General features: G+C 68.8%; 27 protein-coding genes. 18 read left to right on the top strand and 9 right to left on the bottom strand.

Going from position 1 to position 24,244, the window contains the following annotated elements:
* The first annotated feature begins 21 nt into the window (after nucleotides 1-21).
* The 15 genes from purL (at nucleotide 22) to purM (ending at nucleotide 16,257) form a co-directional block, all read left to right on the top strand.
* The gene (gene purL, locus K6T84_RS03125; RefSeq protein ID WP_225400748.1) at nucleotides 22-2,316 is read left to right on the top strand and encodes a phosphoribosylformylglycinamidine synthase subunit PurL; all 2,295 of its coding nucleotides are present in this window, start codon (nucleotides 22-24) and stop codon (nucleotides 2,314-2,316) included.
* A 10-nt stretch (nucleotides 2,317-2,326) separates the two neighbouring features.
* On the top strand, nucleotides 2,327-4,051 hold the full coding sequence (locus K6T84_RS03130) for an alpha/beta hydrolase (protein ID WP_225400747.1): 1,725 nt from the start codon (nucleotides 2,327-2,329) through the stop codon (nucleotides 4,049-4,051).
* The gene (locus K6T84_RS03135; RefSeq protein WP_224862811.1) at nucleotides 4,048-4,428 is read left to right on the top strand and encodes a sterol carrier family protein; all 381 of its coding nucleotides are present in this window, start codon (nucleotides 4,048-4,050) and stop codon (nucleotides 4,426-4,428) included. The genes K6T84_RS03130 and K6T84_RS03135 overlap by 4 nt, the downstream gene beginning before the upstream one ends.
* A gap of 51 nt (nucleotides 4,429-4,479) precedes the next feature.
* Entirely contained in the window at nucleotides 4,480-5,997 is a 1,518-nt protein-coding gene (purF, locus tag K6T84_RS03140) for an amidophosphoribosyltransferase (RefSeq protein ID WP_225400746.1), read from the top strand.
* A gap of 117 nt (nucleotides 5,998-6,114) precedes the next feature.
* Complete coding sequence (locus K6T84_RS03145) at nucleotides 6,115-7,380, top strand: aromatic ring-hydroxylating oxygenase subunit alpha (protein ID WP_225400745.1); 1,266 nt, start codon at nucleotides 6,115-6,117, stop codon at nucleotides 7,378-7,380.
* Nucleotides 7,381-7,395: 15 nt separating this feature from the next.
* Nucleotides 7,396-7,716 carry a hypothetical protein gene (locus K6T84_RS03150; RefSeq protein WP_224865989.1) on the top strand — a complete coding sequence of 107 codons (321 nt, stop codon included), beginning with the start codon at nucleotides 7,396-7,398 and terminating at the stop codon, nucleotides 7,714-7,716.
* An 8-nt stretch (nucleotides 7,717-7,724) separates the two neighbouring features.
* Complete coding sequence (locus K6T84_RS03155; protein ID WP_225400744.1) at nucleotides 7,725-8,972, top strand: metal-dependent hydrolase family protein; 1,248 nt, start codon at nucleotides 7,725-7,727, stop codon at nucleotides 8,970-8,972.
* A 14-nt stretch (nucleotides 8,973-8,986) separates the two neighbouring features.
* Nucleotides 8,987-9,439, top strand: coding sequence for a MarR family winged helix-turn-helix transcriptional regulator (locus tag K6T84_RS03160; RefSeq protein ID WP_225400743.1), 453 nt, complete (start codon nucleotides 8,987-8,989; stop codon nucleotides 9,437-9,439).
* Nucleotides 9,440-9,525: 86 nt separating this feature from the next.
* The gene (locus K6T84_RS03165; RefSeq protein WP_225400742.1) at nucleotides 9,526-10,284 is read left to right on the top strand and encodes an SDR family NAD(P)-dependent oxidoreductase; all 759 of its coding nucleotides are present in this window, start codon (nucleotides 9,526-9,528) and stop codon (nucleotides 10,282-10,284) included.
* Nucleotides 10,281-11,510 carry an aromatic ring-hydroxylating dioxygenase subunit alpha gene (locus K6T84_RS03170; RefSeq protein ID WP_225400741.1) on the top strand — a complete coding sequence of 410 codons (1,230 nt, stop codon included), beginning with the start codon at nucleotides 10,281-10,283 and terminating at the stop codon, nucleotides 11,508-11,510. The genes K6T84_RS03165 and K6T84_RS03170 overlap by 4 nt, the downstream gene beginning before the upstream one ends.
* Entirely contained in the window at nucleotides 11,507-11,842 is a 336-nt protein-coding gene (locus K6T84_RS03175) for a hypothetical protein (protein ID WP_225400740.1), read from the top strand. Before K6T84_RS03170 ends, K6T84_RS03175 begins: the two co-directional genes overlap by 4 nt.
* Nucleotides 11,843-11,873: 31 nt before the next feature.
* On the top strand, nucleotides 11,874-12,719 hold the full coding sequence (locus tag K6T84_RS03180) for a TauD/TfdA dioxygenase family protein (protein ID WP_225400739.1): 846 nt from the start codon (nucleotides 11,874-11,876) through the stop codon (nucleotides 12,717-12,719).
* 17 nt (nucleotides 12,720-12,736) lie between these two features.
* Nucleotides 12,737-13,879, top strand: coding sequence for an acyl-CoA dehydrogenase family protein (locus tag K6T84_RS03185; RefSeq protein ID WP_225400738.1), 1,143 nt, complete (start codon nucleotides 12,737-12,739; stop codon nucleotides 13,877-13,879).
* A complete protein-coding gene (locus tag K6T84_RS03190) occupies nucleotides 13,876-15,105 on the top strand; it encodes an acyl-CoA dehydrogenase family protein (protein ID WP_225400737.1) in 1,230 nt (409 codons plus the stop codon). Before K6T84_RS03185 ends, K6T84_RS03190 begins: the two co-directional genes overlap by 4 nt.
* Nucleotides 15,106-15,162: 57 nt before the next feature.
* Nucleotides 15,163-16,257: a phosphoribosylformylglycinamidine cyclo-ligase gene (gene purM / locus K6T84_RS03195; RefSeq protein ID WP_224862801.1), complete on the top strand. Its 1,095-nt coding sequence runs from the start codon at nucleotides 15,163-15,165 to the stop codon at nucleotides 16,255-16,257.
* 3 nt (nucleotides 16,258-16,260) lie between these two features.
* Here the strand turns inward: purM and K6T84_RS03200 are convergent, their stop codons facing one another.
* Nucleotides 16,261-16,428 (bottom strand): DUF3073 domain-containing protein, encoded by a 168-nt coding sequence (locus tag K6T84_RS03200; RefSeq protein WP_225400736.1) that lies wholly within the window; start codon nucleotides 16,426-16,428, stop codon nucleotides 16,261-16,263.
* Nucleotides 16,429-16,564: 136 nt separating this feature from the next.
* Nucleotides 16,565-17,641: a CAF17-like 4Fe-4S cluster assembly/insertion protein YgfZ gene (ygfZ, locus tag K6T84_RS03205; RefSeq protein WP_225400735.1), complete on the bottom strand. Its 1,077-nt coding sequence runs from the start codon at nucleotides 17,639-17,641 to the stop codon at nucleotides 16,565-16,567.
* 35 nt (nucleotides 17,642-17,676) lie between these two features.
* On the opposite strand from ygfZ, the gene K6T84_RS03210 reads away from it, so the two are divergent.
* A complete protein-coding gene (locus K6T84_RS03210; RefSeq protein WP_329786636.1) occupies nucleotides 17,677-18,546 on the top strand; it encodes an aminodeoxychorismate lyase in 870 nt (289 codons plus the stop codon).
* 8 nt (nucleotides 18,547-18,554) lie between these two features.
* Here the strand turns inward: K6T84_RS03210 and K6T84_RS03215 are convergent, their stop codons facing one another.
* From K6T84_RS03215 to lmeA, 7 genes are all read right to left on the bottom strand, one after another.
* Nucleotides 18,555-19,250, bottom strand: coding sequence for a heme-binding beta-barrel domain-containing protein (locus tag K6T84_RS03215; RefSeq protein ID WP_408066044.1), 696 nt, complete (start codon nucleotides 19,248-19,250; stop codon nucleotides 18,555-18,557).
* 118 nt (nucleotides 19,251-19,368) lie between these two features.
* Complete coding sequence (locus K6T84_RS03220) at nucleotides 19,369-19,671, bottom strand: DUF1416 domain-containing protein (RefSeq protein WP_224862797.1); 303 nt, start codon at nucleotides 19,669-19,671, stop codon at nucleotides 19,369-19,371.
* A 1-nt stretch (nucleotide 19,672) separates the two neighbouring features.
* Nucleotides 19,673-20,506 (bottom strand): sulfurtransferase, encoded by an 834-nt coding sequence (locus K6T84_RS03225; RefSeq protein ID WP_224862796.1) that lies wholly within the window; start codon nucleotides 20,504-20,506, stop codon nucleotides 19,673-19,675.
* A gap of 53 nt (nucleotides 20,507-20,559) precedes the next feature.
* Nucleotides 20,560-21,015 (bottom strand): DUF4395 domain-containing protein, encoded by a 456-nt coding sequence (locus K6T84_RS03230; protein ID WP_225400733.1) that lies wholly within the window; start codon nucleotides 21,013-21,015, stop codon nucleotides 20,560-20,562.
* A 91-nt stretch (nucleotides 21,016-21,106) separates the two neighbouring features.
* A complete protein-coding gene (locus K6T84_RS23865; protein ID WP_408066045.1) occupies nucleotides 21,107-21,214 on the bottom strand; it encodes an Ms5788A family Cys-rich leader peptide in 108 nt (35 codons plus the stop codon).
* A gap of 11 nt (nucleotides 21,215-21,225) precedes the next feature.
* Nucleotides 21,226-21,645 carry a thioredoxin family protein gene (locus tag K6T84_RS03235; RefSeq protein WP_225400732.1) on the bottom strand — a complete coding sequence of 140 codons (420 nt, stop codon included), beginning with the start codon at nucleotides 21,643-21,645 and terminating at the stop codon, nucleotides 21,226-21,228.
* Complete coding sequence (gene lmeA / locus K6T84_RS03240) at nucleotides 21,642-22,433, bottom strand: mannan chain length control protein LmeA (protein ID WP_225400731.1); 792 nt, start codon at nucleotides 22,431-22,433, stop codon at nucleotides 21,642-21,644. The genes K6T84_RS03235 and lmeA overlap by 4 nt, the downstream gene beginning before the upstream one ends.
* Nucleotides 22,434-22,493: 60 nt before the next feature.
* On the opposite strand from lmeA, the gene K6T84_RS03245 reads away from it, so the two are divergent.
* Together K6T84_RS03245 and mshD are read left to right on the top strand one after the other, a co-directional pair.
* On the top strand, nucleotides 22,494-23,282 hold the full coding sequence (locus tag K6T84_RS03245; protein WP_225400730.1) for a winged helix-turn-helix transcriptional regulator: 789 nt from the start codon (nucleotides 22,494-22,496) through the stop codon (nucleotides 23,280-23,282).
* A complete protein-coding gene (mshD, locus tag K6T84_RS03250) occupies nucleotides 23,279-24,205 on the top strand; it encodes a mycothiol synthase (RefSeq protein WP_225400729.1) in 927 nt (308 codons plus the stop codon). Before K6T84_RS03245 ends, mshD begins: the two co-directional genes overlap by 4 nt.
* The last annotated feature ends 39 nt before the right edge of the window (nucleotides 24,206-24,244 follow it).

Genomic DNA, 24,244 nt, shown 5'->3' on the forward strand with positions numbered 1-24,244 from the left:
CGAATTCGGGTGCCATAGACTGTGCCCGTGACGCCCCCGACCGCGCTGGACACCGTCGAGCACGCCGCTGCAACGCCTGATCACCCGCAACCGTTCGCCGAGTTGGGTCTCAAGGACGACGAGTACCAGCGCATCCGCGACATCCTGGGCCGCCGCCCCACTGACGCCGAGCTGGCCATGTACTCGGTGATGTGGAGCGAGCACTGCTCCTACAAGTCCTCCAAGGTGCACCTGCGCTACTTCGGTGAGACAACCACCGAAGAGATGCGGGCATCGATGCTGGCCGGTATCGGCGAGAACGCCGGCGTGGTCGACATCGGTGACGGCTGGGCGGTCACCTTCAAGGTCGAATCCCACAACCACCCCTCCTACGTCGAGCCGTACCAGGGTGCGGCCACCGGAGTGGGCGGCATCGTGCGCGACATCATGGCGATGGGTGCTCGCCCGGTCGCGGTAATGGACCAGCTGCGCTTCGGTGCCGCCGACGCCCCCGACACCCGCCGGGTGGTCGACGGGGTGGTGCGCGGCATCGGCGGCTACGGAAACTCGTTGGGCCTGCCCAACATCGGCGGCGAGACCATCTTCGACGAGTGCTACGCGAGCAACCCGCTGGTGAATGCGTTGTGCGTTGGCGTGCTCAAGAAAGAAGACCTGCACCTGGCGTTCGCCTCCGGTACCGGCAACAAGATCATCCTGTTCGGGGCGCGCACCGGCCTGGACGGCATCGGCGGGGTGTCGGTGCTGGCATCGGAGACCTTCGGCGGGGACGAATCCGGCGCCGGGCGAAAGAAACTGCCGGCGGTGCAGGTCGGCGACCCGTTCACCGAGAAGGTGCTCATCGAGTGCTGCCTGGAGCTCTACGCCGCCAAGCTGGTGGTCGGCATCCAGGACTTGGGCGGCGCCGGACTGTCCTGCGCCACATCCGAATTGGCGTCTGCCGGCGACGGCGGTATGGCGATTCGACTGGAGCAGGTGCCATTGCGGGCCGAGGGTATGACCCCGGCCGAGGTGCTCTCCAGCGAATCGCAGGAGCGCATGTGCGCCGTCGTCACCCCGGAGAACGTCGACGCATTCATGGCGGTGTGCCGCAAATGGGATGTGCTGGCCACCGTGATCGGCGAGGTCACCGATGGCGACCGGCTGCAGATCACCTGGCACGGTCAGACCGTCGTCGACGTGCCGCCGCGCACCGTGGCCCACGAAGGTCCGATCTACCAGCGGTCCGTCGTGCGCCCGGACACCCAGGACGCGCTCAACGCCGACCGCAGCGACAAGCTGCCGCGGCCGACCACCGACGACGAACTGCGCGCGACCGTGCTCGCGATGCTGGGCAGCCCGCACCTGTGCAGCCGGGCGTTCATCACCGAGCAGTACGACCGCTACGTGCGGGGCAACACCGTGCTCGCCGAGCACGCCGACGGCGGGATGCTGCGCATCGACGAGGCATCCGGGCGCGGTATCGCCGTCTCCACCGACGCCTCGGGCCGCTACACCAAACTGGACCCCTACACCGGCGCGCAGCTGGCACTGGCCGAGGCGTACCGCAATGTGGCGGTCACCGGCGCCACGCCCGTCGCCGTCACCAACTGCCTGAACTTCGGCTCGCCGGAAGACCCCGGGGTGATGTGGCAATTCGCCGAGGCGGTTCGTGGTTTGGCGGACGGCTGTGCGGCACTGGGGATTCCGGTGACCGGCGGCAACGTCAGCTTCTACAACCAGACCGGCGCCACACCGATCCACCCGACCCCGGTGGTCGGGGTGCTCGGCGTGATCGACGACGTGAAACGGCGACTGCCCACCGCGTTCGGCGTCGAGCCGGGCGAGACGCTGATGCTGCTGGGCGACACCCGCGACGAGTTCGACGGCTCCATCTGGGCGCAGGTGACCGGCAATCACCTCGGCGGCCTCCCGCCCATGGTCGACCTGGCGCGCGAGCAACTGCTCGCCGAGGTGCTGCGTTCGGCCTCGCGGGACGGCCTGGTCTCCGCGGCCCACGACCTGAGCGAAGGCGGTCTGATCCAGGCCGTGATCGAATCGGCCCTCGCGGGCGAAACAGGTTGCCGCATACTGCTGCCCGAAGCGGCCGACCCGTTCGTCTGGCTGTTCTCCGAGTCGGCGGGCCGGGCGGTGGTCGCGGTGCCGCGCACCGAGGAGAGTCGATTCCGGTCCATGTGCGAGGCGCGCGGACTGCCCGTCGAGCGCATCGGCGTGGTGGACCAGGCCTCGCAAGAGGTGGAGGTGCAGGGCCGGTTCTCCATCTCGCTGGCAGAGCTGCGCGCCACCTCCGAGTCGGTGCTGCCGGGGCTGTTCGGATAGCCGGACCGGCATGGGGACCACCGCCGTCGCACCCAGGGGGAGACATCCGCTGCTGGTGTGGGCGTGGGGCCTGCTGCGGCTGAAATTCGTCGGGGTGGCCTTCGGGGCACTGCTCTTCTGCCTGTCGCTGACCCCGTCGCTGCTGCCGCGGGACTGGTTGTTCCAGGGCCTGATCGGCGGGCTCAACGCGGCTTTCGGCTACGGCCTGGGCGTGGGAGTCGGTGCGGCGCTGGACCGTTTCGTGCTGCACGGCGCCCGCTGGTGGCCGCCGTCGTCCCGGGTGCTGTTCGCGCTGAAGGCGGCCGTCGTGGTGGTCTCACCGGCCGCGTGCCTGCTGATGCTAATCCCGGCCGCCGGCTGGCAACGGCAGGTCTCGGAACTGCTGGGTGTCGACGGTCCCGAGACGCCGGGCTACCTACGGACCCTGATCGTGGCGATCGGGACGGCGGCTCTGTCGGTGGCCGCCGTGCGGGTGGTGTTCGATGCGATCAAGCTGCTGGCCCGCAGGCTGATCCAGCGCTGGCACCTGCACAGCGAAGTCGCCATGTTCATCGGGACGGCGATCGTGGTCGTGCTGCTGGTGACCTTGATCAACGGCGTGCTGATCCGCGGGTTCTTCATCGGAGCCAACGCGCTGTCCGAGCCGCAGAACTCTGCCACCAAGACCGGGGTGTCGCAACCACTGCAACCGGAAAGATCAGGCAGCACAGCATCTTTGGTTCCCTGGGACACTCTTGGCTTCCAGGGACGCAACTTTGTCGCCGGCGGGCCGCGTGCCGAAGAACTGCAACAGGTCAACGGCCGGCCGGCCAAGGAACCCATCCGGGTGTACGCCGGTTTGCACAGCGCCGGTGACGATCAGGCCCGGATGGAGCTGCTGCTCGACGAACTGGAGCGCACCAAAGCCTTTGAGCGCCAAGTGTTGGTGATCGTCCCGACCACCGGAACCGGCTGGATCAACCCGGTCGCGGCACGGTCGCTGGAGATGGTCTACAACGGTGACACCGCCATGGTCGGGGTGCAGTACTCCTACCTGCCGAGCTGGGTCTCGTTTCTGGCCGACAGGCAGAAATCGGCGGACTCCGGGCGGATGCTGATCGACACCATCGGTGCCCGCTGGCGGGAGTTGTCACCGGATCATCGCCCCAAGCTGGTGCTCTACGGCGAGAGCCTGGGTGCGATGGCCGGTCAGGCCGCGTTCGATTGGCTGCCCGACATCGCCGAACAGGGATTCGAGGCGGTGCTGTGGGTGGGTCCGCCCCATGCCAGCTCACTGTGGCAAGCGCTGGTGGCTCGGCGTGACCCGGGGACCCCCGAGGTGCGACCGCGCTACGACAACGGACGCACGGTGCGATTCGCCCAGGGAACCGAGCCTGCCGAGATCGCCCGCATCGCCGCGCCGCCGTGGGCCGGAACCCGGGTGCTGTTCCTGCAGCACGCGTCCGACCCGGTGGTGTGGTGGTCGCCGGAGTTGCTGTTCGCCCGGCCGGCCTGGCTGACCGAGCCACCCGGTGAGGACCGCACCGCGTCCATGCGCTGGTATCCGATGGTGACGTTCTGGCAGGTCAGTGCCGACCTGGCGCACGGTGAGTCGATGCCGGCCGGGCACGGTCACAACTACTCGAACGCCGTTCTGGACGGCTGGGTGGCGGTGCTGCCGCCGTCCGGCTGGACGCCGGGGGAGACCGAGCGGATCCGGGCCGCAATGCAGCAGCACCGAGAGCAGAGCCGGTGATCGACCCGGCGCAGACGCGTCAGGCCGTGCTTGCACTCGCCGGCTGGCTGCGCGACGAGCACCTGCCCGCGCCGGATCGCACCGCGTTGGCCGCGGCCGTCCGCCTGACCGCCCGGACGCTGGCCGAGCTGGCTCCGGGGGCCAGCGTCGAGGTGCGGGTGCCGCCGTTCGTGGCCGTGCAGTGCATCGCCGGGCCGCGACATACCCGCGGGACCCCGCCGAACGTCGTCGAGACCGACCCGCGCACCTGGCTGCTGCTGGCGACCGGGTTGCTGCGCACCACCGACGCGACGGCGACCGCGAAGCTGCGGATGTCCGGTTCGCGGGCCGCCGAGATCGCCGGATGGCTGCCGTTGGTCAAACTTGACGCGATTTGACCGTAGACTGATCCCCGTCACCTTCACCCGCCCCCCGGGAGCAGACAAAACGTGCTTGACCAGCAGGTTGAAGATCTTGAGAACTCGCCTCGCGAGGAATGCGGTGTATTCGGTGTATGGGCTCCCGGTGAAGAAGTAGCGAAGCTCACTTATTACGGCCTGTATGCGCTGCAACACCGCGGCCAGGAAGCGGCCGGTATCGCCGTCGGCGACGGCTCGCAGGTGCTGGTCTTCAAAGACCTGGGTCTGGTCAGCCAGGTGTTCGATGAGCAGACGCTGGCGGCCATGCCCGGCCATGTGGCGGTCGGGCACTGCCGCTACTCCACCACCGGCGACACCACCTGGGAGAACGCCCAGCCGGTGTTCCGCAACACCGCTGCGGGCACCGGGCTGGCCCTGGGCCACAACGGCAACCTGGTCAACACCGCCGAACTGGCCGGCCGCGCCCGCGAGCTGGGCCTGATCGACACCCGCCGGCCCGGTGTGGCCACCACCGACTCCGACATCCTCGGCGCCCTGCTGGCACACGGCGCGGCCGACACCACCCTGGAGCAGGCCGCGCTGGAACTGCTGCCGACCGCACGCGGCGCGTTCTGCCTGACCTTCATGGACGAGAACACCCTGTATGCGGCCCGCGACCCGTGGGGAGTGCGGCCGCTGTCGCTGGGGCGGCTCGATCGCGGCTGGGTGGTGGCCTCGGAGACCGCCGCGCTCGACATCGTCGGCGCCTCGTTCGTCCGCGACATCGAACCCGGTGAGCTGTTGGCCATCGACGCCGACGGGGTGCGCTCCACCCGGTTCGCCAACCCGACGCCCAAGGGCTGCGTGTTCGAGTACGTCTACCTGGCCCGGCCCGACAGCACCATCGGCGGGCGGTCGGTGCACGCCACCCGGGTGGAGATCGGCCGTCGGCTGGCTCGCCGGCATCCCGTCGAGGCAGACCTGGTCATCGGGGTTCCGGAGTCGGGCACACCCGCCGCCGTGGGCTACGCCCAGGAGTCCGGCATCGACTACGGGCAGGGCCTGACCAAGAACGCCTACGTCGGGCGGACCTTCATCCAGCCGTCGCAGACCATCCGGCAGCTGGGCATCCGGCTCAAGCTCAATCCGCTCAAGGAGATCATCCGCGGCAAGCGGCTGATCGTCGTCGACGACTCGATCGTGCGGGGCAACACGCAGCGGGCGCTGGTGCGGATGCTGCGGGAGGCCGGCGCCGTGGAGGTGCACGTGCGGATCGCCTCGCCGCCGGTGCGCTGGCCGTGTTTCTACGGCATCGACTTCGCCTCGCCCGCCGAGCTGATCGCCAACGCCGTCGAGGACCAGGAGGAGATGCTCGAGGCGGTGCGCCGCACCATCGGCGCCGACAGCCTGGGCTACGTCGGCCTGGAGGACATGATCGCGGCCACCGAGCAGCCCAAGTCGCGGCTGTGCAGCGCCTGCTTCGACGGCAACTATCCGATCGAGTTGCCCGGCGACAGCGTCCTGGGCAAGAACGTCGTCGAGCAGATGCTGAGCAACACCGCGCGCAAAGCGGAGAGCGACAACGACCCCGCGCTGACGCAGTCCTGACCCAGTTCGTCAGAGAGTCCTGAAGCCGACATCCCGCCCAAGTGTCAACTACTTGACACTAAAGGTGCCGCTCGATAGCGTCGGCGCCAGTGACCCGGCGTGAGGACAGGAGTGGTTGTGGCGCGTTTTCCGAAGCCGCCCGAGGGTAGTTGGACCCAGCACTACCCCGAGCTCGGTACCGAACCGGTGTCGTACCGCGATTCCGTCAGCCCGGATGTCTACGAGAAGGAGCGCGCGGCGATCTTCCGGCGTGCCTGGCTGAATGTCGGTCGGGTAGAGCAGATTCCGCGGAAGGGCAGCTACTTGACCCGGGAACTCAAGGTGGTCAACACCTCGATCATCCTGGTGCGAACCGGATCCGGCGAGATCAAGGCCTATCACAATGTCTGTCGGCACCGCGGGAACAAGTTGGTGTGGGACACCATGCCATTGGAGGAGGCGAGCGGGAACTGTCGCCAGTTCACCTGCAAGTACCACGCCTGGCGCTACGACCTGGATGGCAATCTGGATTTTGTCCCGCAGCAGGAAGAGTTCTTCGACTTGGACAAGAGCCGCTACGGGTTGGTCGCCGTGCACTGTGAAGTCTGGGAAGGGTTCATCTTCGTCAACTTCTCCGCCACTCCCGAGCAGTCTCTGCGCGAATTCCTCGGGCCGATGGTCACGGCGTTGGAGGGCTACCCATTCGGGCAGCTGACGTCGCGGTGGCAGTACCGCTCGTCGGTCAATTCCAACTGGAAGCTCTTCTTGGACGCCTTCCAGGAGTTCTATCACGCGCCGGTACTGCACGGGAACCAGACGCCGACGGCCTTTCGGGTGGCGGCCGAACAGGCCGGCTTCGAGGCGCCGCACTACCGGATCGAGGGCCCGCATCGCCTGGTCAGCACCTCGGGCGTGCGGGCCTGGGAGATGGCGTCGGAGATGCGCAAGCCGATCGAGGACATCTGCCGGAGCGGGCTTTTCGGGCCGTGGGACCCGCCGGATATCGGCCCGATGCCAGCCGGCCTCAATCCCGCGAAATGCGTTCCGTGGGGACTGGACTCGTTTCAGATCTTCCCCAACTTCACCATCCTGTTCTGGGGCCAGGGCTGGTATCTGACCTACCACTACTGGCCGACCGCGCACGACTCGCACATTTTCGAAGGCACGCTGTACTTTCCGCAGCCGCGGACTCCCCGCGAGCGGGTCGCCCAGGAACTGGCGGCGGTGTCGTTCAAGGAGTACGGGCTGCAGGACGCCAGCACCTTGGAGGCCACCCACACGATGATCGGCACGGGCGTGGTGGACAACTTCCTGCTCAACGACCAAGAGGTGCTGATCCGGCACTTTCACGCCGAGACCGCCGCGTGGATAGCCGAACACGAGCGCGCTACGGCAGAGGTCTGACGGATCGTGACCGCCATGCTGCCAAAGGAATTCGCCGACCTCGAGCCGTTCGGCCAGTGGTGCCTGCCGTCTGAACCGGAGCGCTACGCCAAGCGCCTGAGCAGTTCGATGTCGGAGATGCAGGCGTTCTACGACGCCATCACGGCGCGCGCCGAAGATGCGCTGGCCTACTGCGACAAGTTCAGCCTCGACGACATGCCCGAGGACGTGCTGAACCTGATGCACTTGCTGTACTCCATGATCACGGTGGCCTTCCCGGCCGAAGCCTGGAAGCAGCCGCGCGTTCCCGACTCCGGCGGGGCCGTCATCGAGTGCATCGCCGAGCCGTTCCCGTGAGGCGCCAGGTGAGTCAGATCTCGGTGCTGCGCGCCGATCGGTGGCTCGACATCGATGCCGGTGTGGTGCGGTCACCCGCCGTCGTGGTGATCGAGGACGGCCGCATCACCGCCGTCAACCCCGATGCGCCCCTTCCGGTTTCGTCTGACGACATCGACCTCGGCGACGTCACGCTGCTGCCCGGGCTGATGGACATGGAGCTCAACCTGCTCATCGGCGGGCCGGGAAGTCCCGAAGGGCTTCCCACGCCGCTGCACGGTGTGCAGGACGACCCCGCCTACCGCACGTTGCGGGCCGCGGTCAACGCACGCACCACACTGGAAGCCGGCTTCACCACCGTCCGCAACTTGGGGCTGATGGTCAAGACCGGCGGTTACCTGCTTGATGTCGCACTGCAGCGCGCCGTCGATCAGGGCTGGCACGCGGGTCCGCGGATCTACCCCGCCGGCCATGCCGTCACGCCCTACGGCGGCCACCTGGATCCGACGGTCTTCCAACGGCTCGCGCCCGGCGTGATGCCGCTGTCGGTCGCCGAGGGCATCGCCAACGGGGTGCCGGATGTGACCGCCTGCGTGCGCTACCAGATCCGGCACGGCGCCAAGCTGATCAAGGTGTCGGCCTCCGGCGGAGTGATGTCGCACAGCACCGCCCCGGGCGCCCAGCAGTACTCCGACGCCGAACTGGCCGCAATCGCCGACGAAGCGCATCGCGCCGGGGTGCGGGTGGCTGCACATGCCATCGGCGACAACGCGATTCGGGCGTGCATCCGCGCGGGCATCGACTGCATCGAGCACGGTTTCCTGGCCACCGACGAGACGCTGGCGATGATGGTCGACCACGGCACCTTCCTTGTCTCCACCACCTACCTGACGGACGCCCTGGCCGTCGACCGGATCGCTCCGGAGCTGCGCAAGAAGGCGGCCGAGGTGTTTCCGCGGGCCAAAGCCATGTTGCCCAGGGCGATCGAGGCCGGGGTGCGCATCGCGTGCGGCACCGACGCGCCGGCGATCCCGCACGGGCAGAACGCCAAGGAGTTGTGCGCCCTGGTGGAGCGCGGTATGACACCGGTGCAGGCGCTGCGGGCGGCCACCGTCGTCAGTGCCGATCTCATCGACGCCGGCCATGAACTCGGACGCCTGGCGCCGGGCTACTGCGCCGATATCATCGCCGTACCGGGTGACCCGACCCGGGACATCGGTACCACCTGTGACGTGCGATTCGTCATGAAGGACGGCCGAGTCTACAAACGCAGTTGACCGGGAGGCGGGACATGGATCTCACCAACAACATCCTGTGGCTGCTCAAGCAGGCCTTCTACTATTCGCTGACCACCGTCAACGAGGCGATCAGCGAGCACGGGGTGAGTACCGCCCAGATCGGTCTGTTGCGCCAACTCGCCGGAGAGCCGGGGCTTTCCGGCGCCGAACTGGCACGTCGGCTGCTCATCACTCCGCAGGGCGTGCAACTGGCCCTGAGTGCGCTGGAGCGCCGCGGACTGGTGGAACGCAAACCTGATCCCCACCACGGCCGAATCCTGCGGGCCTATCTGACCGACGAGGGGCGTGCGGTGACGTCGGCGGTCGTCACCGACGCGATCACCGTCCACGAGCAGGTGTTCGGTGTGTTGAGCCCGCAGGAGCAGGACACGCTGCGAGCGCTGCTGGCCCGGGTCGTCGAGCAGGGCACCGGGCACACCCTGTTCGCCGACCACGTGGAGCCCTGACGCCGTTCCGGCGGGCCCGGACATCCAGTACTTGAGATCAATAACAAGTACTTGATAATATCCTCGACGAGGACGAAGGGGATGCAATGACCGCAGAGGTGCCGCAGCGGATCGCCGTGGTCACCGGTGGAGGCTCGGGCATGGGCGAGGCCACCTGCCACGAACTGGGCCGGCGCGGCTATTGCGTCGCCGTTCTCGACGTCAATGGCCAAGCCGCGCAGCGGGTTGCCGACGACGTGCGGAGCCGGGGCGGCACCGCGCTGGGCGTCGAGGTCGACGTCACCGATCGGGCCGCCGTCGACGAGGCCTTCGAGCACGTGCGCCGCGATCTCGGCCCGGTCGCCGCGCTGGTCACCAGCGCCGGACTCTTCGGCTACTGCGCCTTCGCCGATATCACTGCCGAGGACTGGGCCCGGATCATCGACGTCAACCTGACCGGGACGTTTCACTGCTGCCAGGCCGCGCTGCCGGACATGGTCGCCGCCGGGTGGGGGCGCATCGTGATGATCTCCTCGTCCAGTGCCCAGCGCGGATCGCCGTTCGCCGCGCACTACGCCGCGTCCAAGGGAGCGGTCATCACCCTGACGAAATCGCTGGCTCGCGAATACGCCACCCAAGGCATCACGGTTAACAACATCCCGCCGTCGGGCATCGAGACGCCCATGCAGCACCAGGGCCAAGCGGCCGGATACCTGCCACCGAACGAGCAGATCGCGGCCAACATCCCGATGGGGCGGCTGGGCACCGGCGCGGACATCGCCGCGGCAGTCGGGTTCTTGTGCTCGGAGGAAGCCGGTTTCATCACCGGTCAGGTACTCGGTGTCAACGGAGGGGCGGTGTTGTGACAGAACAACCTTCGAAGCGATCCGGCCGGCCCGCCGAGGGCTCGTGGACCGAGCACTATGAATTGGGAACCGGCCCGGTCTCCTTCGCCGACTCCACGTCGCGTGAGTTCTTCGAACTCGAGCGCGAAGCCGTGTTCAAGCGCGCCTGGCTCAACATCGGCCGCGTCGAGGAAACACCTGACCACGGCAGTTATGTCACCAAGGAGATCGAAGCGGCCCACGCATCGGTCATCGTGGTCTGCACCGACGGGGGGATTCGCGCGTTCCACAACGTCTGCCCGCGGTGCGCCACGAAGCTGGTCTGGCACGATTTCCCGGACCGCGAGACCGCCGGGCAATGTCAGGAGTTCAGCTGCAAACGCTGCCGCCGCAGTCACGGCTTCGACGGCGCCGACCCGGACCTGATCGGGGTGCACTGCGAGGACTGGAACGGCTTCGTCTTCATCAACTTCGCGGCCGAACCGCGGCAGGGGCTGCGCGAATTCCTCGGGCCGATGATCACCGGCCTCGACGGGTACCCCTTCGAGAAGCTGACCGAACGCTACGACTGGGTGGCCCACAACAACAGCAACTGGAAGATCTTCGCCGACGCGTTTCAGGAGTACTACCACGTTCCGGCATTGCATTCCCAACAGGTGCCGGCCCAAGTCCGGGTGCCCGACGCCGGATTCACCTGCGGCCATTTCCAACTCGACGGGCCGCACCGACTGGTCTCGACCGCCGGCCGACGCCGATGGCTGCTGCCCCCGGAGTACATGTACCCCATCGAGCGGGCCACCCGCAGCGGGCTGGTCGGCCCGTGGGAGACGCCCGACATCGGCGAGCTGCCGGCCGGGGTGAATCCGGGCGGCATCGAACCGTGGGGGATCAGCAACTTCCAGATCTTCCCCAACACCGAGATCCTCATCTACGGCGGCTGGTACCTGCTCTACCGGTACTGGCCCACCTCGCACAACACCCACCGGTTCGAGGCCCACACCTACTTCCATCCGGCCCGCACGGTGCGCGAGCGCATCGAGCACGAGGTGGCGTCGGTGGTGCTCAAAGAGTTTGCGCTGCAAGACGCCGGGATGCTCGGCGGCACCCAGGCAGCGCTGGAGTACGGCATCGTCGACGACTTCCCGCTGGGCGATCAAGAGATCCTGGTGCGCCACCTGCACAAGGTGGTGGGCGACTGGGTGGACGACTACCGACGTGAGCAGGCCGGCACGGGAGCGGCGCGATGACCGCCGCACGGCTGCCCAGCGCGTTCGCCGAACTGGAAGGATTCGCCGAAACCTGGTGCCTGCCAACCGAAACCGAACGCTTCGAGCAGAGGCTGGCCAGCACCATTCCGGAGCTGCGGCAGTTCTACGACGCGTTCTTTCCGCGCCTGGAAGAAGCGATCGAGTACTGCGACAAATTCGCGCTGGACGAACTTCCCGACGACGCGCGCAACCTGCTGCACCTGATCTATTCGCTGGTGATGGCGGCGATGGCGGTGGAGATCATGGGCCAGCCCGCCCCCGTCGACGCCGCCGACGCTGTCATGATCCGCACCGGTTGGCCGATCCCGTAGCCGGCGCGAAATCCTCAGAAAGGACAAGCCGATGAGTCTGCTCACCATCAACAAGCTGACGTCCTCGGTCGGTGCCGAGGTACTGGGCGTCGACCCCGAGCGCCTGGCCGCTGACGACAGCCTGGGTGCCGCGGTACTCGAGGCGTTGGAATCAAACGGCGTCCTGGTCTTCCACGATCTGCGGATCGACCCTCGCGCCCAGGTTGCGTTCTGCGGGCGGCTGGGCGGAGTCGACTACTCCTCGGACGGCCATCACGAGGTCGCCGGCATCTACCCCGTCACGCTGGACCGGTCCAAGAACTCGTCGGCGAGCTACCTGCGCGCCACCTTCGACTGGCACATCGACGGGTGCACGCCGACCGGCGACGAATACCCGCAGAAGGCCACCGTGCTCTCGGCGGTGCAGGTCGCCGAGCGCGGCGGCGAGACGGAATTCGCCAGCTCCTACGCCGCCTACGACGTGCTCACCGACGACGAGAAGCGACGCTACGGCGCGCTGCGCGTCGTCCACTCACTGGAGGCCTCCCAGCGGCGGGTCACCCCGGATCCCTCACCGGAAGAGCTGGCCCGGTGGCGGGCCCGGCCCACCCACGAACATCCACTGGTGTGGACGCACCGCGACGGCCGCCGGTCACTGGTACTGGGCGCCTCCGCCGACTACGTCGTCGGAATGGAACTCGACGCCGGGCGGGCCCTGCTCGACGAACTGCTCACGCGCGCCACCGTGGCCGGCCGGGTCTATCGTCACCACTGGTCGGTGGGTGACACCGTCATCTGGGACAACCGCGGCGTCCTGCATCGGGCCGCGCCGTATGACCCGGACTCTCCCCGGGAGATGCTGCGCACCACGGTGCTCGGTGACGAGCCCATCCGGTGAGTATCGGAGGAGACGACATGACCGATCTGTCCACCGAGAGCGAGCTGTTCGTCGCCACGGCGCGCGCATTCCTGGACAAGACCGCAGCGCTGAGCGACTACCGGGACCTGCACGCGCGGGGCGACTCCTACGACCCGGCATGGTGGCGGCAGGCGGCCGATCTCGGCTGGGCCGGCCTGCTGGTGCCCGAAGAGCTCGGCGGAGGCAGTGTCTCGGGCTGCGGCCTGCGTGACCTGGCCGCCGTCGCCACCGAGATCGGACGCACCGTCGCGTCCGGGCCGCTCTACCCGGTAAGCGTGGTCCTGGCCGGTCTCGTCGACGCCGACAACCGCGACGCCCACGCGCGCAGCATCGAGGCGCTGGTTGCGGGGGAGACGGTGGCGACCTGGGCCTGCGACGAACCCGGTCGGGGCTTTCGCCCTCACCAACCGGGCCTGACCGCAACCAGCATCCCCGGCGGATACCGGCTCAACGGGATCAAAGATCGGGTGGAGGCCGCAGACCGGGCGGACCTGGTGCTGATCGGCGCGCACACCGACGACGGTGCGCTACGCCAGTTCCTGGTCCGCACCGACAGCGCCGGCGTGCGGGTTACACCGCAGCCCGGCATCGATCTGGTGAAGCAGTACGCGCGCGTCGAATTCGTCGACACCGAGATCGACGCGTCCGCGGTGGTCGGCACCGCGGCACAGACCGGTGCGCTCATCGACCGTCAGACCCAGGTCGCGATCGCACTGGTGTGCGCCGAAACCGTCGGGATCCTGGACGCCACGATGACCATGACCATCGCCTGGGCCCGCGACCGGTACAGCTTCGGGCGGCCGCTGGCGTCCTACCAGGCGATCAAACACCGACTCGCCGACATGACCATGTGGCTGCACGCCTGCCGCGCGATCACCGCCGGCGCCGTGGACAAGGTCGCCGCGGGTGAGCCCGACGCCGCCATGTGGGCCGGCGCGGCCAAGTCCTATCTGGGCGAGCACGCCGGCCGGCTGATTCAGGAATGCGTGCAACTGCACGGCGGCATCGGCGTCACCTGGGAACACGACCTGCACCTGTATCTGCGCCGGGCCACCCTGTACCGGAATCTGCTCGGCACCCCCGCCGAGCACCACCAGGCCATCTACGCGGCCGCCAACAGCACGGAGCCCGCCGCATGACCGACATCACCGTTGACGAGTTCGCCGCGTCGGCACGCGACTGGCTGGCCGCCAACATGCCGCGCCTGGATCCGCAGCACCCCCCTCGCAATGGACGTGACGACGACGGCGCCTGGCAACGCGCACGCCAACTGCAGCGACGGCTGTACGACGGCGGCTTCGCCGGGATCTGCTTCCCCCGCGAATATGGCGGTCTCGGCCTGGATCTGAGCTACCAGAAGGCCTTCGACGCCGAGTCCGTCGGCTACGAGATGCCGCTGATCCTCAACGTCCCGACCTTCACCATCTGTTGCGCCACGCTGCTCGACACCGGCAGTGAGGATCAGAAGCGCCGCCACATCCATGCCGCACTGCGCGGAGACGAGGTGCTGGTGCAGCTGCTCTCGGAGCCCAGCGGCGGTTCCGACCTGGCCGGCCTGATCACCCGCGCCGAACGCGACGGCGACGACTGGGTGGTCACCGGGGCCAAGACCTGGAGCACCAGTGCGTTCGCCGCCGACTTCGGGCTGCTGCTGGTCCGCACCGATTCGACGGTGCCTAAGCACGACGGGCTCACGATGTTCCTGGTGCCGATCGACGCGCCCGGCGTCACGCTGCGCCGCATCGAGCAGGTCGACGGTTCCAACGAGTTCTGCGAGGAGTTCTTCGACGGGCTGCGGCTGGGGGCCGACACGGTGGTCGGTGAGGTCAACAAGGGCTGGGACGTCGCGTCGCGGCTGCTCTATCACGAACGGCGGGCCGTGGGGCAGGGGTCGGAGTTCGCCAGCGGGCGCGGCCCCGAACGCACCGAGATGGCCGCCGGCGACTTTCTCACCCTGGCTCAGGACGCCGGCACCGCGGACGACCCGCTGACCCAGGACCAGATCGGCCGGGTGCTGGCCCGGCGCATGGTGCGCGACCAGCTCATCGACTACGCCGGGCGTGGCATGCGCAGCGGCGAACTTCCGCCCGCCGCGGCCTCGATCATCCGGCTGTCCCATTCCGATGTGACCTATCTGGAGGTCGACACCGCCATGGCGGTCGCCGGTCCGTTGGCGGTGGTCGATGACGAGGCGAACCTGTTCAGGACGGGCCGGCGGTACCTGTCTCGGCAGACCGTGGGCCTGGGCGGCGGCAGCGACGAGATGGCGCGCAACGTCATCGCCGAACGGGTCCTGGGCCTGCCCCGTGAGTACGCCGCCGACCGTGGCGTGCCGTTCAACCAGGTACGCCACAACCGGCTCTGAGCCCGTTACGTCGAGTGCGATACCGCCCGCAGTCGGCGACCGGTAGCCTTTACCGCGATGACCTCAGCAGACTCAAGCTCCCAGGGCGTTACCTACGCATCGGCAGGGGTGGACATCGACGCCGGTGACCGCGCCGTCGAACTGATCAAGCCGCTGGCCGCCCGCGCCAGCCGCCCCGAGGTACGCGGCGGGCTCGGCGGGTTCGCCGGACTGTTCGCCCTGCGCAACGACTACCGCGAACCGCTGCTGGCCTCGTCGACCGACGGGGTGGGCACCAAGCTGGCGATCGCCCAGGCGATGGACAAGCACGACACCGTGGGCATCGACCTGGTCGCCATGGTGGTCGACGACCTGGTGGTGTGCGGCGCCGAACCGTTGTTCCTGCAGGACTACATCGCCGTCGGCCGCACCGTGCCGGAGCGGATCAGCGCGATCGTGTCGGGTATCGCCGAGGGCTGTGTGCAGGCCGGCTGCGCGCTGCTGGGCGGGGAGACCGCCGAGCATCCCGGGCTGATGGAGCCCGACCACTACGACATCTCCGCGACCGGCGTCGGCGTCGTGGAGGCCGATGATGTGCTGGGGCCCGACCGGGTCCGCCCGGGCGACGTGCTGATCGCCATGGGTGCATCGGGCCTGCACTCGAACGGCTACTCGTTGGCCCGCGCGGTGCTGCTCGACATCGACCGGATGAACCTGGCCGGCCACGTCGAGGAGTTCGGCCGCACCCTGGGTGAGGAACTGCTCGAGCCGACCCGGATCTACGCCAAGGACTGCCTGGCGCTGGCCGCCGAGACCAAGGTGCGCACCTTCTGCCACGTGACCGGTGGCGGGCTGGCCGGAAACCTGGCCCGGGTCATCCCGGACGGCCTGACCGCCGAGGTGGATCGCGGTACCTGGACACCCGCGCCGGTGTTCGCGATGATCGCGCAGCGCGGCCGGGTGAGCCGTGAAGAGATGGAGAAGACCTTCAACCTGGGCGTCGGCATGGTCGCCGTCGTCGCGCCTGAGGACACCGACCGGGCGCTGGCGATCCTGACCGCGCGCCACGTGGACTGCTGGCCGTTGGGCACGGTGGGCAAGGCCGGCAAGGCGGGGAAGAAGGCTGCCGAAGGCGCCGGCGCGAAACTAGTCGGGCAGCACCCGAGGTTCTAGCGGTCAGCGACGCCAATCATCGCTGTCGCTCCACGAGTCGTCACCGTCGGAGTCGTTGATCTCAGACCCGGCCAGCTCCCGTTGGAGCTGGCTGAAATCGGTCGACGGTGAGCTGTACTTCAGCTCACGGGCAACCTTGGTCTGCTTCGCCTTAGCCCGGCCGCGGCCCATCGGGGGACCCCCTCGCGCAATAACGGAGCGGCCCAACGAACAGGCGGCTCCGATCTGAGTGTGTGTATTGTCCTGCCGACAGCTTACCGTGCCGTCGGCAGGGCCGTCGCCCTGGTCTGCGGGCGTGTGACCGTGATCAAACCCGGCCGTGCAGCCGGTCCACGGCCACTCTACCGGCGCCCCGCACATCCGGCGGCGGCATCGAATCGACGTCGATCACCGCGCTGACCTCGTCACCGGCGCCGGTCAGCAGCTCGGTGTCGGCCGGCAGGCCGCGTTTGAGCAGTGCCAACGCGATCGGTCCCAGCTCGAAGTGGTCCACCACCGTGCCCAGCCGGCCGACCGGCCGGCCGCCGGCGGTGACCGGATCGCCGGTCGACGGCCGGTCGGCCGAACCGTCCAGGTGCAGCAACACCAGCATCCGCGGCGGCTTGCCCAGGTTGTGCACCCGCGACACCGTCTCCTGGCCGCTGTAGCAACCTTTGTCCAGATGTACCGCGCCCGCGCCCGGTCCGCCGATCAGGTTCAGTTCGTGGGGGATGCTGCGCTCATCGGTGTCCACCCCGATCCGGGGCCGGCAGGCGGCCACCCGCTCGGCCTCGTACGTCCACACCCCGGCCGGCTTGACCCCGGCCCGGTACAGCGCGTCGCGCCATTGCGCGATCTCGGCGCGCGGCACCAGCAGGTCCAACCCGAGCCCGCCGGGCGCCCGGCGCACGAACCCACCGGAACCGACCGGCGCCGCGGCATCGTCGGGCAGGGACGCCACGCCCAGCGCCCCCAGTACCGCGGGTTCGGCCAGGCCGGGGCCGAGCAGCGAGAGCACCGCCAGATCCGCCGGCTCGATGCTGACGTCGGCCCAGAACACCATCTTGCGCAGGTGAGCGGCCAGCGACTCGCCCAGCCAGGACTCGGTGTCGAGGTAGGTGGTGCCGTCCAGTTCGGTCTGAACCCAGTGCAGGGTTATCCGGCCCCGGCTGTCCAGGACGAGGTTCTCGGTGCTGGAACCCTCGGGCGGCTCGGCGACGTGCTGGGTGCACAGGGTGTGCAGCCATGTCGTACGGTCCGCTCCGCGCACGGTCAGCACCACCCGGTGAGAGCGATCCACCAGCACGGCTTCGGTTTGCGCGCTTCGCTGTTCACCGAACGGATCACCGTAGTGCCAGATCGCGCCGGCGTCGGGACCCGGATCGGGAGCAGGTACTGCGGACACGAATCAACTCTACGGAGTCACTACGCTCAGGGTCCATGCCAGCGGAAGCCCATCTCGAAGATGCCCCCGTGACGATCGTCACCCTCGAAGACGTGCCGGCCCGGTCGGATTCGCCGCTGCTGTACGCCGATGACCTGGCCGCGCTGCGCGGTGACGGTGTCTTCGAAACCCTGCTGGTGCGCGACGGCGCGGCGTGCCTGCGTGACGCCCACCTGCAGCGGCTGGTCCGCTCGGCCGAGCTGATGGACCTGCCGGCCCCCGACCTGGCGCAGTGGCGGCGTGCTGTCGATGAGGCGGTGCGGCGCTGGCCGCCGGGTGGCGAGGGCGCGCTGCGGATGATCTACAGCCGCGGCCGGGAAAGCGGTTCGGCGCCAACGGCATACGTGATGATCACGGCGCTGCCGGAGCGCATCGCCGCGGCCCGCCGCGAGGGCGTGGCGGCGTTGAGTCTGGATCGCGGGCTGGCTGCTCACGGGCCGGCGATGCCCTGGCTGCTGGCCGGCGCCAAGACCCTGTCGTACGCGGTGAACATGGCGGCGCTGCGGCACGCCGCCAAGCACGGCGCCGACGACGTCATCTTCATCAGCTCCGACGGCTACGTGCTGGAGGGTCCGCGGTCCTCGGTGGTGCTGGTCGAGCCGGGCCGGTTGCTCACCCCGCCGTCGTCGCAGCCGATCCTGCGCGGCACCACTCAGGAGGCCCTGTTCGAAGTGGCTCGCGACGCCGGCTACCGGTGCGAGTACACGCCGCTGCGTCCGGCGGATCTGGTTGCCGCGCAGGATGTCTGGCTGGTCTCCAGCATCACGCTGGCCGCCCGGGTACACACTCTGGACGGCCGGAGGCTAAACCCGCAGCTGCCCGACGCCGAGTTCGCCGGGCTGGTGGACACCGCCATCGGGCACTGAGGACGGAATCAGCCCACGAAGCGCGACAACCGCGCTGAGAGGTGCGGGGCCAGCTCGCCGTCGGCGTTCACCCGCTCCTCGACGTAGGCCAGATCGCCGTCGTCGACGATCCCGTAGAGCCGCTTGGCGCCACCGATCAGGGCCCCGGACTTGCTGCGTGCCAGGGCGTCGGTGACCAGCTCCCAGGACGCCGGCCCGTGCGGACGCCCGTAGAACAGTTCCACATAGCCGACCGAATGCGCCAACAGCAGCTCGATGGCCTGCGATTCGTCGGGAGCCTGACCGGGGTCGGCGGGATCGGTGACGAATCGCCAGAATCCGGTCTCTCGCAGGGACCGCCCGGTGAATCCGCCGTCGTCGTCGAGCATCCAGGAGCGCGATTCCCAGTTCAGGTAGTCGCCGCCGTCGTGGGAGACCACGATCTGCTGGCCGAACCGGTAGTCGCCGTGCGCGCCGTGGCCCACACCTTCGCCGCGCCACACCCCGACCAGCGGCAGCAACGCCAACAGCGCGTCGTGCAGGTTCGCACCTTCGCGCAGGTTGGCGGTGTCGACGACCGGAAGATCGGCGGACCACTCGAAAGCCGGGAGATTACGCGCTGCGGTCTGCTGTGCCCGCTCCGCAGCGGCGGCCACCGCCCGGTCGCCGGAGCCCGGAATGACGGGATGGTCGTCGTCGGGCGTGCCGTCGTCGGGAGCGCTCACATCTCGTCGGTGATCAGCCGATACAGCGTGTACAGCGCGAACCAGGTGATCAGGCCAGTAGCCGCCACCAGCATCAACTCAAAGAACAGAACCACGGGAGGCAGTCTATCTTGAGCCGTCAGGCGACTTTGATGTCGACCTCGTGCAGGCCTGCCCCGGACGGCGCCACCGCGGCGTCGCCGTTGCCGGCCGTGGACAGTGCCCGCACCGTCCACGATCCCGGAGCGGCGAAGAACCGGAAGTCACCGGTGGCCGAGGCGACGACCTCCGCGGTGAACTCCTTGGAGGCGTCCAGCAGCCGCACGAAGGCGCCGCCGACGGTCGCCCCGGAGCTGTCGACCACCCGGCCGGTGATGACCGTCTCCTTCTGCAGGTCCACATTGGCCGGCAAAGCGAGACCTTGCTTGGGTCCAGAGCACATATCAGCTTCCCAACTCGATCGGGGCGCCCACCAGGGAGCCGTATTCCATCCAACTGCCGTCATAGTTCTTCACGTTGCGGTGACCGAGCAGCTCGCGCAGCGCGAACCAGGTGTGCGACGAACGCTCACCGATCCGGCAGTACGCGATGGTCTCCTTCTCGCCGTCCAGGCCCGCGGCGCCGTAGAGCGCGGCCAACTCCTCGTCGGACTTGAACGTGCCGTCCTCGTTGGCCGCCCGGCTCCACGGCACGTTGATCGCGCTCGGAATGTGACCGGGCTGCTGGCTCTGCTCCTGGGGCAGGTGCGCCGGCGCCAGGATCCTGCCGGAGAACTCCTCGGGGGAACGCACATCGACCAGGTTCTTGACGTTGATCGCGGCGACCACCTCATCGCGGCGGGCCCGCAGCGACTCGTCCAGCGGCGCGGCGATATAGGAGGTGGTGGGCCGATCAACCGGCCCGCTCACCAGTGGCCGCCCGTCGAGCTCCCACTTCTTGCGGCCGCCGTCGAGCAGCTTGACGCTGCGGTGGCCGTAGAGCTTGAAGTACCAGTAGGCGAACGCCGCGAACCAGTTGTTGTTGCCGCCGTAGAGGATCACGGTGTCGTCATTGGCGATGCCGCGCTCGGAGAGCAGCTTGGAGAACGCGGCGGCGTCGATGACGTCGCGACGAACCGGGTCCTGCAGATCCGTGCGCCAGTCGATCCGGATGGCACCGGGGATGTGGTTGGTGTCGTAGACGCTGGTGTCCTCGTCGACCTCGACGAAGACCGTGTTCGGCGCGTCGAGATTGCTCTCGGCCCAGGCGGTCGAGACCAGGACGTCGGAGCGAGCCATGTCGGGGGATCCTTCCGGTTGCTCGGCGGTGTGGGCTGCGGGGGAGGCGGTGGTCATGCGCGCGTCGGGCGCAGCTGCACGGCCAGGGGGTAGAGCTGACAGCCCAGGCAGATGCCGAACGCGGCGTTGAGGAAGGCCGCCGTCAGCGCGAGCGCGGCCGCGGCCAGGCCCACCACCGGAGCGACCAGCAGGCCGGCGAGCCCGACCACCGCGAAGATCAGGCCGACGAACTGGGCGAACCGCAGCGGCTCCACCGGCTCGCGTTCGGTGACCGGTGACAATCGGGGTGCCACCAGCTTGGCGAACAGCACGCCGTAGGGATGCCGGCGCGGGCCGACCAGTGCCCCGACCGCGAAGACGACGGCCTGGCCGGCCAGCAGCACGGTCGCGGCGACGGGGCTGAAGGCAAAGAGGACCAGGACGCCGATGAGGACGGCGGTGGTCACCCAGGCGGCGAAGCGGGGACCCCGGACGTCCACGGGTGAGTTATTGGTGTCGTTGCTCGACATGGTGAGAGCTCCCTGGCTGTTGTTGCGGCTGGCTGGTGGGAGGCATGCCCGTTAACGGACGACTCCCGAAACGACGCGAAAAAGCGGCGATTCAGCGACAGCAACAACAACAGCAGCCCGCGGTGCGGCACAGGTCAACTGCGCGGCGCTTGGTGAGCACAAGCTCAAGGCGGGCGAACACGAGGCCCAGCCTACCCACTAATGGGCGGTTCAGGCCAATAGCGGCTTGAGTGCAGAGCGCAGATCGGCGGCGGTGGGGACGCCGGCGGCCCGGAACCGCTGCGCTCCGTCGGCGTCGAAGATCAACGTCGTGGGCAGTGACAGCACCGAGAACCGGCGTGCCGCGGCAGGGTCGTCGTCGATGTCGATCTCTTTGTGGGCGAGGTCGCCGAGCTCGGCGCAGACCTGATCGACCACCCGGCGCAGCCCGGCGCAGGGGCCGCACCACGGGGCCGAGAAATGCACCACCGTCGGCCGTCCGGGCTCCAGCCCGAGGTATTCGGCGTCGGTGCCCGTACCGGCGCCGGGCGCACCGGCCGGCAGCTCCCGCAGCACCCCGGCCCGGCGATTCAGGCACCAGCCGACCAGGCAGGCCAGTGCCAGGCCGATGCCGATCGCGACGAAGCTCATGGACTGCGGAACTCCGCCAGCGTCACCGTCATTCCCTCGGCGATGCCCTCGATGATCACGTCCGAGCCGCGGGCGCCCCAGTTGGTCGGTGTCAGCCCGAACGGCAGCCGCTGCTGGGGCAGGCTGCCGCGGAACGCGGTCAGCACCTTGTCCCGCTCCGCATCGGGAACGTCCTCGTCAGCGGTGTCGGGACCGGTCAGCACGCCGGTCGGAGTGATCTCCAGGGTGCGGCGGTCGGCACCGGACATCGACACGTCCACCGATACGCTGACCCGCTTGCCATAGCCCTGCGGAGTTCCGGTGAACACCAGGCCGTGGCTGTCGGAGATCCCGGATTCGGTGGTGCCGCCGGTGGCGTCGTTGGTCTCGACCGGTGGGGCCTCCACCATCAGGTCGCGGATGCCCAGGTAGCGGCCCAGATACACATTGCCGATGATGACCCGGCTCTCCAGAGTGGCGACCGGGATCTTCGCGCCGGGCCGAAACTTCCAGGTGGCGTCGGTCAGATCGACCGAGTGCATGGTCGCCTCCAGCAGCGCCTTGCCGATCAGCGGCTGCGCGGCGCCGGGCGCCTTGATCTCCACCTCGTCGTAGCGGTCGCGTCGCAGCTGGGGGGCGAACGGGAATCCCAGGATCGCCACGAACGGGTCCGCATCGAGGCCGGCGTCGCGGCGCACGGCCTGGGAGAGCTGGTATTCGGCATAGACGCTGGTCCCGAAGTCCGCTCCGCCGACAAGGACTGCCAGAGCCGCGATCACCGCCGATATCCCGATAAACACCCTTCGCACCCGGTCATTCTGGCAGGTCGCACGCTATCGTTAGGTCACCTGGGACGCTGGAGGGCCTCGTTGGAGCTACTGCTGTTGACCGCTGACCTGCACCCTGACGCTGTGTTGCCGTCGCTGTCGCTGCTGGCACACACTGTGCGGACAGCGCCGCCGGAGGTTTCCGCGCTGCTGGAGGCGGGTGCGGCCGAGGTGGTGATCGTCGACGCGCGTGTCGATCTGGTGGGCGCGCGCGGACTGTGTCGGCTGCTGAGTACCACCGCGGGATCGGTCCCGGTGGTGGCGGTGGTGACCGAGGGCGGGCTGGTGGCCGTCAACGCCGAGTGGGGGATTCAGGAAATCCTGTTGCCGGGCACCGGGCCCGCCGAGACCGACGCCCGACTGCGGCTGCTGGCCGGGCGCAGGGACTCGCCGACCGCCGAGCAGGCGTCGGGGAAGACCACCCTCGGCGAGCTGGTGATCGACGAGGGCACCTACACCGCGCGGCTGCGCGGCCGCCCGCTGGACCTGACCTACAAGGAATTCGAGCTGCTCAAGTACCTCACCCAGCACGTCGGCCGGGTCTTCACCCGGGCCCAGCTGCTGCAGGAGGTGTGGGGGTATGACTTCTTCGGCGGCACCCGCACGGTCGACGTGCATGTCCGGCGGCTGAGGGCCAAGCTCGGGCCGGAGTACGAATCGCTGATCGGCACGGTCCGCAATGTCGGTTACAAGGCCGTCCGGCCGGCGCGCGGCACGCCGCAGGCCTCCGGGAACGAACACGACGACGACAACGACGAAGCGTTCGAGGACGACACCGCCGGAGACGACGCCGCCGGGGACGGGGCACCCGAGTCGCTGGCCAGTCAGTGACCGACGTGCAGTGGCGCGCTGCGCTGTCCGCCGAGGAGCAGCGTGGGATCCGGGGGCTGATCGCCACGGCCACCGACCATGACGGGATCGCCCCGGTCGGCGAGCAGGTGCTGCGAGAGCTGTCCGCTCAGCGCACCGCACACCTGTTGGTCCACGCCGCTGTCGACGACGAGACTGTGGTCGGCTACCTGAATCTGACTGCCGAAGAAGATGATTCAACGCCGATGGCGGAGATGGTGGTCGCCCCGCAGGCCCGGCGGCGCGGCATCGCGACAGCGCTGGCCCGCGCCGCGCTGAGAAGAACCGACGGTCGTGCCCGATTCTGGGCGCACGGGAACTCACCCGCCGCCCGGTCCGTCGCGGCTGCGCTGGGGCTGGTCGCGGTGCGCGAACTGTTGCAGATGCGCCGGTCGCTGCACGGGGTCGGCAGTCCCTCCCCGCTGCCCGGTGTGGTGATCCGCAGCTACGCCGGCGACGCCGATGACGCCGAACTGCTGCGCGTCAACAACGCGGCGTTCGCCTGGCATCCCGAGCAGGGCGGCTGGACACCGGCCGACCTGGCCGAACGGCGCGCCGAGGGGTGGTTCGATCCACGGGGGCTCTTCCTGGCCTTCGATGAGGACACCGGCGACGGCGATGGCGCCCGGTTGCTGGGATTCCACTGGACCAAGATCCACCCCGGCGCCGAACCGTTGGGCGAGGTGTATGTCGTAGGCGTCGACCCGGCCGCGCAGGGCCGGGGTCTGGGGCGGGTGCTCACCGAGGTAGGCCTGGCGTATCTGGCGGACAGGCTCGCCGGTACCGCGAACCCGACCGTGCTGCTCTACGTCGAGGCGGACAACGCGGCGGCCCTGCGCACCTACCAGCGGCTGGGGTTTTCGGTACACAACGTGGATTGCGCGTATGCCGTCGCCCAGGGGTGACCGGCGGTTGATTTTGTTCACCATGCGTTCACCTGCCGG

It is taken from the genome of Mycobacterium zoologicum, from assembly GCF_020181635.2.
GTDB lineage: Bacteria > Actinomycetota > Actinomycetes > Mycobacteriales > Mycobacteriaceae > Mycobacterium > Mycobacterium zoologicum.

Bases quoted from the DNA above. Each gene is read 5' to 3' on its own strand.
- K6T84_RS03175 (WP_225400740.1), top strand. From the start codon at position 11,507: ATGACCGCCGCACGGCTGCCCAGCGCGTTCGCCGAACTGGAAGGATTC.
- K6T84_RS03165 (WP_225400742.1), top strand. From the start codon at position 9,526: ATGACCGCAGAGGTGCCGCAGCGGATCGCCGTGGTCACCGGTGGAGGC.
- K6T84_RS03150 (WP_224865989.1), top strand. From the start codon at position 7,396: ATGCTGCCAAAGGAATTCGCCGACCTCGAGCCGTTCGGCCAGTGGTGC.
- K6T84_RS03225 (WP_224862796.1), bottom strand. From the start codon at position 20,506: ATGGCTCGCTCCGACGTCCTGGTCTCGACCGCCTGGGCCGAGAGCAAT.
- K6T84_RS03190 (WP_225400737.1), top strand. From the start codon at position 13,876: ATGACCGACATCACCGTTGACGAGTTCGCCGCGTCGGCACGCGACTGG.
- K6T84_RS03235 (WP_225400732.1), bottom strand. From the start codon at position 21,645: ATGAGCTTCGTCGCGATCGGCATCGGCCTGGCACTGGCCTGCCTGGTC.
- K6T84_RS03220 (WP_224862797.1), bottom strand. From the start codon at position 19,671: ATGTGCTCTGGACCCAAGCAAGGTCTCGCTTTGCCGGCCAATGTGGAC.
- K6T84_RS03210 (WP_329786636.1), top strand. From the start codon at position 17,677: ATGCCAGCGGAAGCCCATCTCGAAGATGCCCCCGTGACGATCGTCACC.
- K6T84_RS03185 (WP_225400738.1), top strand. From the start codon at position 12,737: ATGACCGATCTGTCCACCGAGAGCGAGCTGTTCGTCGCCACGGCGCGC.
- K6T84_RS03130 (WP_225400747.1), top strand. From the start codon at position 2,327: ATGGGGACCACCGCCGTCGCACCCAGGGGGAGACATCCGCTGCTGGTG.
- K6T84_RS03230 (WP_225400733.1), bottom strand. From the start codon at position 21,015: ATGTCGAGCAACGACACCAATAACTCACCCGTGGACGTCCGGGGTCCC.
- K6T84_RS03160 (WP_225400743.1), top strand. From the start codon at position 8,987: ATGGATCTCACCAACAACATCCTGTGGCTGCTCAAGCAGGCCTTCTAC.
- K6T84_RS03200 (WP_225400736.1), bottom strand. From the start codon at position 16,428: ATGGGCCGCGGCCGGGCTAAGGCGAAGCAGACCAAGGTTGCCCGTGAG.
- purM (WP_224862801.1), top strand. From the start codon at position 15,163: ATGACCTCAGCAGACTCAAGCTCCCAGGGCGTTACCTACGCATCGGCA.
- K6T84_RS03180 (WP_225400739.1), top strand. From the start codon at position 11,874: ATGAGTCTGCTCACCATCAACAAGCTGACGTCCTCGGTCGGTGCCGAG.